Below are 12,661 nucleotides of genomic sequence, written 5' to 3' on the forward strand. Positions count from 1 at the left end.
GCCCATGATCAGCGTTGCCATGTTCCCCGGCCGCACCCCCGCCCAGAAGAGCGCGCTGGTCCGCGAGCTGACCGACGCCTTCGTCCGCACGTGCGGCGGCAAGCCCGAAGGCGTCCAGGTGACGCTCGTCGAGATCGGCGCGGACCACTGGGCCACCGGCGGCGTCCTGCACTCGGAACGCTGAAGCGCCACTTTCACGTGAAAGCTACGTCTTGGGGCGTCGCTTTCACGTGAAAGTGGCGGGTGGGTCAGCGGAGGCCGAGGGCGCGCAGGGCGAAGTGGACCTCGATCGACGTCTGCTTGATCGTCTCCGCGATCACCAGGGAGCCGTGGCCCGCGTCGTAGCGGTAGAACTCGTGGTGGAGGTCGCGGCCGGTCAGGCGGTCCAGGTAGTTCTCGATCTGGCGGATCGGGCAGCGCGGGTCGTTGTCGCCGGCCAGTACGAGCACCGGCGCCGTCACGGCGTCGACGTAGGTGATCGGCGAGCACTCCCGGTACACCGCCGGCACGTCCTCCGGCGAACCGCCGAAGAGCGCGCGGTCGAACGAGCGCAGCTGCTCCATCTCGTCCTCGTACGCGGCGACGTAGTCCGCCACCGGCACCCCGGCGACGCCCGCCGCCCACCGCGTCGGCTGCGTGCCGAGCGCGAGCAGGGAGAGGTAGCCGCCCCAGGAAGCGCCGTTGACGACGCACTTGGCCGGGTCGCTCAGTCCACTTTGGACCGCCCAGTCGTGCACCGAAGCGACGTCCTCCAGCTCGGTCAGCCCGGGCCGGCCTTCGATGGCGTCGCGCCAGGCCGAGCCGTAGCCGGTCGAGCCGCGATAGTTGACCTCGACCACGGCGAACCCGGCGTCGAGCCAGGTCGCCCGATAAGCCGAGAAGCGGTCCTCGTCCGCGGCGTGCGGGCCGCCGTGCAGGGAGAAGACCGTGGGCAGCGGGCCGTCGGGCGCGCCGGACGGCCGCGAGACCAGCGCGTGGATCCGCCCGCCGACGCCTTCGACGAACGCGTCGGTCACCGGCTCCGACCCCGGCGCGCGCTCGCCCGGCGGTTCGAGCAGCACCGAGTCGGCGCCGTCGGCGGTGCGCGCGCGGACCGCCGACGGTTCGGCCGCGCTGGACCACGAGTACTCGACCGTGCCGTCCGGGCGGACGCCGGCGCCGCCGATCCGGCCGGCGGGGGTGTCCACTGAGGACAATTCGGCCGTGTCGAGGTCGTAGCGGTACAAGGAATTGCGGCCCTCGTGGAAGTGGACGACGAGCAGGGCGCGCGCGTCCGGGTACCAGCCGGCGACGACCTCGCCGGGCAGGTCCAGCTCGAGCTCGGTCTCGGTGTCCGCGCGGACGTCCCAGACGAGCAGCTCCTCGCGGCCCCGCCGTTCGTGCAGGACGAGCAGCCGCTGGTCGCCGGGCAGCGGCGAGAACTCCAGCGCGGACAGGCCCTTGCCCTCGCCGTCCCACTTCTCGGCGACGGTGCCGAAGCCGTCGGTGGCGAGCACCCGCAGCGCGGGGTGCCGCGAATCGCCGTGCTCGGAGTGCGAGATCGCGATCAGGCTCTCGTCGCGGGAAAGCGACGCGATGCCGGCGTCGTCCGCGTGGCTGTAGAAGCGGTGCGTCTCGCCGTCGATCCGGGCGAACAGCTCGCTGCCGTCGTCGGTCGAGACGCCGACCGCGACGAGCTTCGCGCCGATCTCGAGCCCGGCCGGGTAGCCGTCGTGGACGTCCGGGACGCCCTTCTCCGGCTTGCTCCCCTCGGTCGCGGCGAACGGCTCGCGCACCCACGAGCCGAACTCGTCGCCGTCGGTGTCGTCGAACCACCAGATCCACTCGCCGTCCGGGGACGGCGTCGCGTGCAGGGTGCCGTTGGGCCGGTCGGTGACGCGGCGGTGCTCGCCGGACGCCCGGTCCCAGGCGTAGACCTCCCAGACGCCACTGGAATTGGAGACGTAGATGTTGGCGTCGGGCGCGTCACGGGCCCAGTCGGGCGTGGAGATGCGCGGCGCGTGGAAGCGGGCGCGCCAGCGGTTCTCGGCTTCGGCGTCGTCGAACAGCCGGTCCGGGACCACCGCGGGCGGATATTGGTTCGCTGACTGCGTGCTCACCCCTCGATCCTGCCACCTTCTGGCCGTACTGTGTGCGGGGTGCTGGAGGGTTACGCGCCGGGCTACGGGCGAGACGCGGTTTCGATGATGTCCGCGCGCACGGCTGCCGAGCGCGCGGCGTTCGCCCAGCCGCTGTTCGCACCGGGGATGTGGGTGGTCGACCTCGGCTGCGGCCCGGGCTCGATCACGCTCGGCCTCGCCGCGGAGTCCCGGGTGGCCGGCGTGGACCTCGACGCGGGGCAGATCGCGATGGCCCGCGAAATCGCGCGCCGGGCCGGCAGGTCCACAGTGGACTTCCTGGTGGCCTCGGCGTACGACCTGCCGTTCGCCGACGGCAGTGTGGACGTGGCGTTTTCGCACGCGCTGTTCGAGCACCTGTCCCGTCCGCTGGACGCGCTGGCGGAACTGCGCCGGGTGCTGAAGCCGGGTGGCAGGCTCGCTTTGTCCACATCGGACTGGAGCAAGGCCCGGTTGCGTCCGAAGACGGCGAACGTCGACGCGGCGCTGAGAGGGCACTACCTGCTGCGCCGCCAGGCGGGCGGCAACCCGTTCGCGGGCCGGGTGATCGCCGACCAGTGCGTCACGGCGGGGTTCACCGAGGTCGTGTCGAGAGCCCGCTACCGCTCGGACATGAGCTACCGCGACCTGGCGAAGTACGTGGAGGCCCGGTTGGAGGCGGCGCTCAAGGAGGAGGGCCGCGACCGTGACCAGCTGGCGAGCGCGGCGCGTTCGGCCTGGGTGTGGACCCGCGGCGGGGACGGCGACTTCAGCCAATGCTGGGTGGAAGTGACCGCGACCCGCTGAAACCAGAAGAGCCGGTGTCCGAAGACACCGGCTCTTACTCGTCGGGGTGGCGGGATTCGAACCCACGACCTCCTCGACCCGAACGAGGCACGCTACCAAGCTGCGCCACACCCCGAGGTACTGCTTAACGGGTCGTGGAGAAGTCTAGCGGACGGTGTTTCGCGCTTTCCGCGGGGCCAGCTTTCGCGGCTTCGCGGGCTCCGAACCACGCGGGACCAGCGTCAACAGGCTGGCCTCCGGCGGGCAGGCGAACCGGGCCGGCGCCCACGGCGACGTCCCCAAGCCGGCCGAGACGTGCAGCCACATGTGCGCGCCCCACCGCGAAGCACCGCGTGCGCGGCTGCGATCCAGGTCACAGTTGGTGACGATGGCGCCGTAACCCGGGAGCCGCAGCTGGCCGCCGTGCGTGTGGCCCGCCAGCACCAGGTCGTAACCGTCCGTGGCGAACGTGTCGAGGACCCGCGGCTCCGGCGAGTGCGTCACGCCGATGCGGACGGCCGCGCCGCTGTCGGCCGGGCCCGCGATGTCGGGGTAGCGGTCGCGGCGCAGGTGCGGGTCGTCGACGCCGGCCGCGAACACCGCCTGCCCGCCGACGTCGATCGTGCGGCGGACGTGCGTCAGGTCGGTCCAGCCGTGCTCGACGAACGCCGCGCGCAGGTCGCGCCAGGGCAGCTGGACGCCGTGGATGCGCTTCTTCTTGCCCTTCGGCATCAGGTACCGGGCCGGGTTCTTCGGCTTGGGCGCGTAGTAGTCGTTGCTGCCGAAGACGAACACCCCCGGCCGGTCGAGCAGCGGGCCCAGCGCGCGCAGCACGGACGGGACGGCCGTCCGGTGCGAGAGGTTGTCGCCGGTGTTGACGACGAGGTCCGGGTTCAGCTCGTCGAGCGCGGCGACCCAGCGCTGCTTGCTGCGGTGGCCCGGCAGCATGTGCAGGTCCGAAACGTGCAGGATCGTGAAGGGCCGGGACCCGGGCGCCAGCACCGGGAGCTCGGCGGTGCGCAGGGTCCAGTGGCGCCGTTCGATGCCGACGGCGTAACCGAGGGTCGCGACGCCGAGCGCCACCGTCCCCGCGGCGAGGCGCTTCGCGGTCGCCCCCGACGTGCTTGTGTTACTGAGCGTGCTCACGAGCTCCAGGATACGTGCTCAACAGTTGGATGAACTCGCCGCCGTTCTGGGGAACCTGCCGATTAGCATCTGCGTCGGCCCGTAGACGGGTGACCAGCCGGGGGGTTGGGGAGAACGATGGAGCAGTTCGGGCCGTACAAGATCGAAGGCCTGCTCGGCCGAGGGGGAATGGGCGAGGTCCACCGCGCCTACGACACCGCGCACGACCGCGTCGTCGCGCTCAAGCTGCTGTCCGGCCCGAACGCGGGCGACGAGGCGTTCCGCGCGCGGTTCCGCCGCGAGTCGCAGATCGTCGCGCGGCTGCGCGAACCGCACGTGATCCCGATCCACGCCTACGGCGAGATCGACGGCCGGCTCTACCTCGACATGCGCCTGGTCGAAGGCAAGGACCTCAAGGAGTTGCTGGAGGACGGGCCGCTGTCGCCCGAGCGGGCGGCGGCGATCGTCGAGCAGGTCGCGGGCGCGCTCGACGCCGCCCACGAAGACGGCCTGGTGCACCGGGACGTCAAGCCGTCCAATGTGCTCGTCACGAGCGCCGATTTCGTGTACCTCGTGGACTTCGGCATCGCGCGGTCGATGACGGCGGAGGGGACCTCGATCACCGGTACCGGCAACGTGATCGGCACGCTCGACTACATGGCGCCGGAACGCTTCGGCGAGGCACCGATCACCGGCCTGGTCGACGTCTACGCGCTCGCGTGCGTGTTCTTCGAGTGCGTCACCGGCCGCCGCCCGTTCCTGGGCGAGGGCGCGGCCGCGCAGATGGGCGCGCACCTGACCGCGCCGCCGCCGGCGCCGTCGCAGGTGCGCCCGGGCCTGCCCGCCGCGCTGGACGCCGTGGTGGCACACGGGATGGCGAAGAACCCGGCCGACCGCTACCCGACGGCGAAGGCGTTCGCGGACGCCGTCCGCGCGGCGCTGACCGCGCCGGCCCCCGCGATCCCGACGTGGCAGAAGACCCTGCCGGGCCCGGTCACCCCGCGGCCCACGCCGACCGCGCCACCCCCGACGTTGACCGGCCCGCCGACCGGGCTCGGGCACCCGGGGCCGCCGACCCCGACGGGCACTCCGGCGGTCGGCACCCAGGCCGGGCCGTACTCCGGGCCCTACCCCGGGCCGCCGACCCCGCCGGGCCAGCCCGCGGTGGCCGCCCCGTATCCCGGTCCGCCGACCGGCTCCTACCCTGGGCCGCCGACGGGCCCGCAGCCCGTCCGGTTCACCGGCCCGTCGGGCAAGGTGGCCCCGACCGGCCCGCCGAAGGCGCAACGCAACCGCTGGATCGCCCTGTGCGCCGCGCTGGCGGGTGTCGTCGTGGTCGCGCTGGTGATCACCTACGTGGTGACCAAGGACGACACCCATACGGCCGGCCCCGGCCCGAACACGCCGACGACCGTCTACTCGACGCCGCCGCCCACGACGTCCGAGACACCGGAGCCGACACCGTCCACTTCGGAATCGAAGGCCGCGCCCGACACCAAGCTGTTCGACGCGCTTCCCGCGGTCTACAAGCAGTACACCTGCGTGCCCGCCGCCGCGCCGCCCGGCACGGCCGCGGCGGCCGAGTGCACGGACTCGAACGTCGGCGACGTCCGGATCGGCAACGTGATGTTCCCGCAGCCGACCGGGGCGAAGTTCCTGCGCTTCCCGGACTCGGCGGCGATGGACGCGTTCTTCCAGGACGTCGTGAAGACCCAGGGGCTCACCCGCAACGACGCCCAAGGCGCGTGCCGGCCGGACAAGTACCCGAAGATCTGGGGCACGTACTACCGCGCGGAGGTCCCGAACCCGGTCCCGGGCGAGTACCTCACCTGTTTCCTCGGTGACCCGGCCCAGCTGGTGTGGACGGAGAAGAAGAACCTCGTGGCGGGCATCCTGCTCTCCACCAAGGTGACGACCAACGACGAGCTGGACAAGCTCTACCAGTGGTGGAACACCGAAGTCCTGTCGGAGATGCCGAAGAACTGAAGAAGGGCCCGCGGTTTCCCGCGAGCCCTTCTCCGGCGTTACCGGGCGCCGCCGCCCATGTACTGCGGGTCCGGTGGTGGTAGCTGCATGACCGGCTGGCTGGCGTCGAGGATGTTCTTCATCGCGCCGAACCACGTCCGCGCCGGGGCCTTGCCACCGAAGATGTTGCCGCCACCGCCGCAGACGCGGACGTTGCCCGGGCCGGCGTCGCAGATACCGCCCTGCCCGCCGCCGAACTTGAACGTCATCGCCGCGCCCGCGAGCTGCGGGGTGCCGCCGACGAACGCCGCCGAGACGTTGCCCTGCGTGGTGCCCGTCTTGCCGATGATCGGGCGGTTCCAGCCGACGTCGGCGGCGGCCTTGGCCGACGTGCCGCCCGGCTGGTCGTCCTTGCTCATGCCGACGGCGAGGGTGTTCGCCAAGCCTTCGGGCACGGCCTGCTCGCACGGCGCTTCCTTGATCGGCACCGGCTTGCCGTTGCGGTCGGTCACCCCGGCGATCGGGGTCGGCGGGCACCAGACCCCGCCGGAGAGGATCGTCGCGGCGACGTTGCCCATCTCCAGGCCGCTGACCGGGCTGAACCCGAGCGTGAACGCGCCGTAGCCCGGGCTGTTGCCGTTGGGCCCGTACGCCTCCGCCTGGCTCTGGTTCTTGCCCTTGACGTTCGGGTCCACCGGGCCACCGCCGGTGTTGCTCGCCATCGTGTCGCGCAGGCCGAGCCGCTTCGCCATGTCGATGGCGGGGCCGGTGCTGCCGAGCTTGTCCTCGAGCGCCACGAACGTGGTGTTCGGGGACGTCGCCAGCGCCGTCTGGAGCGTGGCGTTGGCGCCCACCCGGCTGTAGTCGCCCGCGTTGCCGACGCAGTACCAGTACGTGGCGGGTTTCCCGGTCGGCGTCGTGCTGCAGCCGCCCTTGCCGGTCGAGAACACGTGTGACGTGTAGGAGTCCGGCATGTCGACCGGCGAGTAGATCCCCGCGATGCCCTTGTCGAGGACGGCCGCCGACGTGAAGATCTTGAACGTCGACCCCGCGCCGCCGGTGTTGTAGACGCCCGCGGGCAGCGCGTACGTCGTCTGCCCGGCGTCCTGGTCCTGGCCGTAGTCGCGGTTCGCGGCGAGCGCCACCACCTCGTGCCGGTTCTTGCCCGGTCTGATCAGCGACAGCGTGTTCGCGACGTACTTCTGCGTCTTGTCGACCTGCGCCTCGGCCGAGACCTTCGCCTCGTGGTTGGCGCGCTCGTCCAGCGTGCTCTTGATCGTGTAGCCGCCGGTGTAGAGCTGGTCCTTCGTCATCCCGGACTTGAGCAGGTAGTCCTCGACGTACTGGCAGAAGAACCCGGACTCCGGGCCGGCGCCGATGCAGTTGGCCGGCGGCTTCGCCGGGAAGTCCGGCACGACGCCCAGCGGCTCGCCCTTGAAGCGGTCGGCGTCGGCCTTCGCCAGCTTCTTGTTCTCGACCATCCGGTCGAGGACCAGGTTGCGGCGCGCGGTCGCCTTGTCCGCGTGCTTCCACGGGTCGTTGTTGATCGGGTTGTTCACCAGGCCGGCCAGCAGCGCGGCCTGCGGCACGGTCAGCTTCTCCGGCGTGGTGTTGAAGTACGCGTGCGCGGCGGCGCCGATGCCGTAGATCTGCCGGGAGAACTCGACGATGTTGAGGTAGCCGGCGAGGATCTGCTGCTTGCTCAGCTTCGTCTCGAGCTGGATCGCGATCCGCGCTTCCTTGAGCTTGCGGGCGATCGACTGCTCCTGGGCCTTCTTCTGGCCGATCGGGTCGTTCCGGTAGACGACGTTGATCAGGTAGTTCTTGGTGTACTGCTGGGTCAGCGTGGAGGCGCCCTGGGTGTCCGCGCCGGTGCTGTTGCTGACGGCCGCGCGCAGCGTGCCCTGCCAGTCGACGCCGTGGTGGTCGTAGAACCGCTTGTCCTCGACCGAGACCAGGGCCCACTTCATGGCCTCGTTGATCTGGTCCGGCGTGATCGGCAGCCGGTACTGGTCGTACAGCGTGGCGATCGGCTTCCCGGTGCTGTCGGTGACCGTCGTCACCAGCGGTGGGGGGATGTCGGCGAGGTCCGACGACGTCTTCTCCACCGTCTCGCTGGCCTGGTTCGACATGACACCGGCCGCCCCCACGACCGGGAAGAGCATGCCGGCGACGAGCACCCCGGCGAGCAGGCAGAGGCCGATGAGCTTGAACAAACCATCCGCTTTTCGCACGAGGGCCAGGCTACCCGGAACGAGTCAGGCGACGGTGACGCCCTGTCTCCGCAAGTGTGAATTCAGTGACAAAACCGACCCCCTTCAGTGACTTCTGGTAACGGAAGGCATTCTAGGTCTCGACGGGGGGAACCGAGGGCCCCTACAGTCCGTCAACGTCTCACGAAGAAAAGCCGACGGATGGATCAACGCGAGTGGGAGCTCGCCTGCTCCGTTCGGCGGCACCGGCACCGGGGAGGTGCCCGGGTAACCGACGTGAGCTGAGGGAGACACGCTCGCGGGGGCAGGGAGCGCAGTGCCTTTCCCCGCTGGTGCGTCGATCACCAGGGTAGGGAGCTGGGGGTATGGAAACCAACCAGTCGAGCTGGCGAATCAACGCGTCCTGCCGGGACGCCGATCCGGACGGCCTGTTCGTCCGGGGTGCCGAGCAGAACCGGGCCAAGGCCGTGTGCCTTGGCTGCCCGGTCCGCACGGAATGCCTCGCCGAAGCACTCGACGGCCGCATCAACTTCGGGGTCTGGGGTGGCATGACCGAACGGGAACGGCGGGCGTTGCTGCGCCGCCGCCCCGACGTGGAGAGCTGGGCGGACCTGCTCGAAGCGGCCAAGCGCGACGCGGAAGAGCGGGTCGAAGTCGGCTGACGACGCCGTCGCTTTCACGTGAAAGCTCCGCACCCAGGTGGTCGCTTTCACGTGAAAGTGCCGCGTCAGCCGGCGAGCTTCACGCCGATGTCGCGCAGGCCGTCCAGGTCGTGCACGTCACCGGCGAGCGCGGGCACCCGGGCCAGCGCCACCTCGGGGTGCGCCCGGGTGAACCGCGCGAGCAGCCGCTCCTCGCGGGCCGCCAGGTCGACGCGGTCCGCGTGCAGCCGCAGCACCGCCTCGGCCAGCGGCGCGTTCTGCAGCGTCTCGGCCGCGGCCAGCGCCTCCGCGCCCGACAGCTTCGCGAGCACCGGGTGCGTGCGGTTCGCGATCAGCCCGGCCAGCGGCATCGACTCCGACGACAGCCGCTCCACGAAGTAGGACGCCTCGCGCAGCGCGTCCGGCTCCGGCGCGGCCACCACGAGGAACGACGTCCCGGACGAGCGCAGGAGCTCCGCTGTCTTGCGCGCGCGCTCGCGGAAGCCGCCGAACATGCTGTCGAAGGCCTGCATGAACGCCGACGCGTCGGTCAGCAGCTGGCCGCCGATGATCGTCGACACCGCTTTCGCGAACATCGAGAACCCGGCGTTGACGACCTTGCGCAGGCCCCAGCCGCCGGCCTTCGCCGGGCCGGTCAGCAGGCGGATCATCCGGCCGTCCAAAGCGGACGACAGCCGCGTCGGCGCGTCCAGGAAGTCCAAAGCGGACCGGCTCGGCGGGGTGTCCACGATGATCAGGTCCCAGTCGCCGGTCGCCGCGAGCTGGCCCAGCTTCTCCATCGCCATGTACTCCTGTGTGCCGGAGAACGACGTGGAAATGGTCTGGTAGAAGGGGTTCTTCAGCAGCTGCTCGGCGCGTTCCGGGCCGGCGTGCACGCGCACCATGTCGTCGAAGGTGCGGCGCATGTCGAGCATCATCGCCCACAGCTCGCCCTTGGGCTCGAACCCTTCGACCTGCACCTGCTTCGGGTGGTTGCCGAGTTCGCGCAAGCCGAGCGCCTGCGCCAGCCGCCGCGCCGGGTCGATGGTCAGCACCACCGTCTGGCGGCCGCGCTCGGCCGCGCGCAGCGCCAGCGCCGCGGCCGTGGTGGTCTTGCCGACGCCGCCGGAGCCGCAGCAGACGATCACGCGGCTTTCCGGGTCGTCCAGCATCGCGTCGATGTCGATGGTCGTCACAACCGCACCCCCTGGTCGGTCAGGGCCTCGGCCAGGTCGTAGAGGGCCGCGACGTCGACGCCGTCGGTCAGGTCCGGCAGTTCGAGCGTGGGCAGGTCGGCCTCGGCGAGCTGCTCCCGCGCCCGCTGCTCGGCGGCGACCCGCACGGCGTGCTCGACGGTCTCGTCGACCAGCGCCTCCAGCGTCTCCTGCGGCAGCTTCAGCCCGGCCGACGCGAGCCCGTCGCGGACGCGGGAAGCGTCGACGCGCCCGTCCGCGGCGGCGGTCACCGAGCGGGCCGGCAGCCGCGGCGGCCGGACCCGGTTGACGAGCACCGCGCCCGGGCGCAGGTCGGCGCCGTCCAGTTCGGCCACGGCCTCGACGGTCTCGCGGACCGGCATCTCCTCCAGCAGCGTGGCGAGGTGGATCACGGTCTCGCCGGAGTGCAGCAGCCGCACGACGCCCTCGGCCTGGCCGCGGATCGGGCCGGTCTTCGCGAGGTCGGTCAGTGCCTTGGTGACGTCGAGGAACTTGACGACCCGGCCGGTCGGCGGCGAGTCGACGACGACGGCGTCGTAGGTGTGCCGCCCGTCGGACTCGGTGCGCCCGACGCACTCCTTGATCTTCCCGGTGAGCAGGACGTCCCGCAGGCCCGGCGCGAGCGTGGTCGCGAACTCGATCGCGCCCATCCGCCGCAGCGTCCGGCCGGCGAAGCCCAGGTTGTAGAACATTTCGAAGTACTCGAGCAGCGCGGCTTCGACGTCGACGTGCAGCGCGCGCAGCTCGCCCCCGCCGGGCACGGCGGCGATGCGCTGCTCGGCGTAGGGCAGCGGCTCGGTGTCGAAGAGCTGGGCGATGCCCTGGCGCCCCTCGACCTCGATGAGCAGCACGCGGCGGCCTTCGCGGGCGAGCGCGAGGCCGAGCGCGGCGGCCAGCGTCGTCTTGCCGGTCCCGCCCTTGCCGGTGACGAAGTGCAGCCGGGCGCGGGCAAGCTCGTCGGTCCAGCCGGCATGGGAAGTGGTCACTTCTTCACCCTAAATCAGCTCTCAGCTGGCCAGCAGCATGACGCTGACCGCAGCGGCGACCGCCGCGACCAGTGCCCAGGCCACGGCGCCGGGCAGCACCGTGAGGGTGAGCACGCCCACCACGACCAGCAGCGTGAAGGTGATCACCCCGCCGAGGGCGACCTGGCCCGAGCTCTGCGTCCGGTCGCGCACCTTCGCCATCACGACGAGCACCAGGGGCAGTCCGGCCGCCGCGAGCAGCGCCGTCGCGATCACGCGCCAGGTATCCACGGGCCAACGCTAGCGGCGTGAGATGAACCACACTCCGGCGCGTCGCGAGCCGAAACACGGCGGTGGCCCCCGGCGCACTTGCCCGCTTGGTTACGCTCCCGATCCATGAGCGCCACCAAGTGGGAGTACGCGACCGTCCCTCTGCTGATCCACGCCACGAAGCAGATCCTCGACCAGTGGGGCGAGGACGGCTGGGAGCTGGTCACCGTGCTGCCGAACCCGACGGGCGAGCAGCACGTCGCGTACCTCAAGCGTCCGAAGGGCTGATCCGCGTGAGCTGGAGCGAACGGCTGAAGGAACTCGGCATCGAGCTGCCCGGCGTGGCCGCTCCGCTGGCCGCCTACGTGCCCGCCGTCCAGAGCGGGAAGCACGTCTACACCTCGGGCCAGCTGCCCTTCGTCGACGGCGTGCTCGCCGCGACCGGCAAGGTCGGCGCGGAGATCAGCCCCGAAGAGGCGAAGGGGCACGCCCGCACGTCGGCGCTCAACGCGCTCGCGGCCGTGCACGCGCTGGTCGGCATTGACAACGTCGCGAGGATCGTCAAGGTTGTCGGCTTCGTGGCTTCCGCGGAGGGCTTCACCGGTCAGCCCGCGGTCGTCAACGGCGCGTCCGAGCTGCTCGGCGAGGTCTTCGGCGACGCGGGCATCCACGCCCGCTCGGCCGTCGGCGTCGCGGAGCTGCCCATCGGCTCGCCGGTGGAGGTCGAACTGATCGTGGAGGTGCAGTGATGGACCCGGACATCGAGCAGTCCACCCACGAGCTGCTGCTCCGGCTGGCCGGGCGGCTGCCCGACCAGCTGCTGTGGCGGTTCCGCGACTGGCTCGGCGAGGGCGCGATGGGCACCCTCGCCCGGACCCTGCCGAGGTCTTTGCTTAAGCACAGGATCGACCTCGACCAGACGGAGTACCGGCTGCTCGTGGCCGGTCTCATCCCGCACGGCGCGGACTGGCACCAGGTCAGTTCGACGCTGGGGGTAGACGACGTCACCGAGAACCGGTACACATTCACGTCGAGTGCGCCCGAATGGGTTAACTCGGTCGACTCCGTGTCCGTGTTGATCCACGCAACGTTGCGGGGACGCCCGGATGTGGGGGAAGTGCGGCAGAGCTGGCGACACGTCGGTGTGGTCGGGCAGGGAACCGCCAAGCGCGTCCTGCTGATCACCGCGCAGGCGGGTTTGCCGAGGTTGACCGGCGAGCTGCAGCGGGTGCTGCGGGTCTTGGGCGACGAAGAGCCCAGCGTCGAAGTCATCCCGCCGCGTTTCGACCTGCCGGGGTACCACCGGGCCGCGCTGGCCGACTCAGAGCTGGTCTGCGTGGGCGCGGTGGCGGGGAACCGGCTAGTAGCCGCATAACGCTCGCCCGC

Annotated in this window: 13 protein-coding genes and 1 tRNA gene; 7 read left to right on the forward strand and 7 right to left on the reverse strand. The window is 71.2% G+C overall.

Annotated features, from left to right (window positions below; all coding sequences use genetic code 11):
* Positions 1–4 precede the first annotated feature (4 nt).
* Positions 5–184 carry a tautomerase family protein gene (locus tag H4696_RS36530; protein WP_225955897.1) on the forward strand — a complete coding sequence of 60 codons (180 nt, stop codon included), beginning with the start codon at positions 5–7 and terminating at the stop codon, positions 182–184.
* Between the two features lie 64 nt (positions 185–248).
* On the opposite strand, the gene H4696_RS36535 is transcribed toward H4696_RS36530, so the two are convergent.
* Positions 249–2,099: a prolyl oligopeptidase family serine peptidase gene (locus tag H4696_RS36535; RefSeq protein WP_086859560.1), complete on the reverse strand. Its 1,851-nt coding sequence runs from the start codon at positions 2,097–2,099 to the stop codon at positions 249–251.
* A gap of 39 nt (positions 2,100–2,138) precedes the next feature.
* On the opposite strand from H4696_RS36535, the gene H4696_RS36540 reads away from it, so the two are divergent.
* Positions 2,139–2,903 carry a class I SAM-dependent methyltransferase gene (locus tag H4696_RS36540; protein WP_086859562.1) on the forward strand — a complete coding sequence of 255 codons (765 nt, stop codon included), beginning with the start codon at positions 2,139–2,141 and terminating at the stop codon, positions 2,901–2,903.
* Between the two features lie 41 nt (positions 2,904–2,944).
* Here H4696_RS36540 and H4696_RS36545 read toward each other — a convergent pair.
* A tRNA-Pro gene (locus H4696_RS36545) sits at positions 2,945–3,018 on the reverse strand.
* Positions 3,019–3,047: 29 nt separating this feature from the next.
* Positions 3,048–4,028 carry a metallophosphoesterase gene (locus H4696_RS36550; protein ID WP_192782734.1) on the reverse strand — a complete coding sequence of 327 codons (981 nt, stop codon included), beginning with the start codon at positions 4,026–4,028 and terminating at the stop codon, positions 3,048–3,050.
* A gap of 117 nt (positions 4,029–4,145) precedes the next feature.
* On the opposite strand from H4696_RS36550, the gene H4696_RS36555 reads away from it, so the two are divergent.
* A complete protein-coding gene (locus tag H4696_RS36555) occupies positions 4,146–5,993 on the forward strand; it encodes a serine/threonine-protein kinase (RefSeq protein ID WP_086859566.1) in 1,848 nt (615 codons plus the stop codon).
* A gap of 38 nt (positions 5,994–6,031) precedes the next feature.
* On the opposite strand, the gene H4696_RS36560 is transcribed toward H4696_RS36555, so the two are convergent.
* Positions 6,032–8,206, reverse strand: a complete 2,175-nt coding sequence (locus H4696_RS36560) for a transglycosylase domain-containing protein (RefSeq protein WP_249026982.1) — start codon at positions 8,204–8,206, stop codon at positions 6,032–6,034.
* Positions 8,207–8,550: 344 nt separating this feature from the next.
* Between H4696_RS36560 and H4696_RS36565 the strand changes: the two genes are divergently transcribed.
* Positions 8,551–8,847 carry a WhiB family transcriptional regulator gene (locus H4696_RS36565; protein ID WP_086859570.1) on the forward strand — a complete coding sequence of 99 codons (297 nt, stop codon included), beginning with the start codon at positions 8,551–8,553 and terminating at the stop codon, positions 8,845–8,847.
* Between the two features lie 65 nt (positions 8,848–8,912).
* Here the strand turns inward: H4696_RS36565 and bagB are convergent, their stop codons facing one another.
* The 3 genes from bagB to H4696_RS36580 are packed head-to-tail and all read right to left on the reverse strand — an operon-like array spanning position 8,913 to position 11,296.
* On the reverse strand, positions 8,913–10,022 hold the full coding sequence (gene bagB / locus H4696_RS36570; protein ID WP_086859572.1) for an ATPase BagB: 1,110 nt from the start codon (positions 10,020–10,022) through the stop codon (positions 8,913–8,915).
* Complete coding sequence (gene bagA / locus H4696_RS36575) at positions 10,019–11,026, reverse strand: ATPase BagA (RefSeq protein ID WP_086859574.1); 1,008 nt, start codon at positions 11,024–11,026, stop codon at positions 10,019–10,021. Before bagA ends, bagB begins: the two co-directional genes overlap by 4 nt.
* Before the next feature lie 21 nt (positions 11,027–11,047).
* The gene (locus tag H4696_RS36580) at positions 11,048–11,296 is read right to left on the reverse strand and encodes a hypothetical protein (protein WP_086859576.1); all 249 of its coding nucleotides are present in this window, start codon (positions 11,294–11,296) and stop codon (positions 11,048–11,050) included.
* A 105-nt stretch (positions 11,297–11,401) separates the two neighbouring features.
* On the opposite strand from H4696_RS36580, the gene H4696_RS36585 reads away from it, so the two are divergent.
* Genes H4696_RS36585 through H4696_RS36595 form a run of 3 tightly spaced genes read left to right on the forward strand, consistent with a single transcriptional unit; the run spans position 11,402 to position 12,650 of the window.
* A complete protein-coding gene (locus H4696_RS36585; protein WP_086679227.1) occupies positions 11,402–11,563 on the forward strand; it encodes a Sp36 family protein in 162 nt (53 codons plus the stop codon).
* Between the two features lie 5 nt (positions 11,564–11,568).
* Positions 11,569–12,024 carry a RidA family protein gene (locus H4696_RS36590; RefSeq protein ID WP_086840822.1) on the forward strand — a complete coding sequence of 152 codons (456 nt, stop codon included), beginning with the start codon at positions 11,569–11,571 and terminating at the stop codon, positions 12,022–12,024.
* Positions 12,024–12,650, forward strand: a complete 627-nt coding sequence (locus H4696_RS36595; protein ID WP_086859607.1) for a hypothetical protein — start codon at positions 12,024–12,026, stop codon at positions 12,648–12,650. Before H4696_RS36590 ends, H4696_RS36595 begins: the two co-directional genes overlap by 1 nt.
* Positions 12,651–12,661 lie beyond the last annotated feature (11 nt).

The organism is Amycolatopsis lexingtonensis (genome assembly GCF_014873755.1).
GTDB lineage: Bacteria > Actinomycetota > Actinomycetes > Mycobacteriales > Pseudonocardiaceae > Amycolatopsis > Amycolatopsis lexingtonensis.

Coding starts and splice junctions, on each gene's coding strand:
- H4696_RS36530 (WP_225955897.1), top strand. CDS start 5: ATGATCAGCGTTGCCATGTTCCCCGGCCGCACCCCCGCCCAGAAGAGC.
- H4696_RS36555 (WP_086859566.1), top strand. CDS start 4,146: ATGGAGCAGTTCGGGCCGTACAAGATCGAAGGCCTGCTCGGCCGAGGG.
- H4696_RS36565 (WP_086859570.1), top strand. CDS start 8,551: ATGGAAACCAACCAGTCGAGCTGGCGAATCAACGCGTCCTGCCGGGAC.
- H4696_RS36585 (WP_086679227.1), top strand. CDS start 11,402: ATGAGCGCCACCAAGTGGGAGTACGCGACCGTCCCTCTGCTGATCCAC.
- H4696_RS36595 (WP_086859607.1), top strand. CDS start 12,024: ATGGACCCGGACATCGAGCAGTCCACCCACGAGCTGCTGCTCCGGCTG.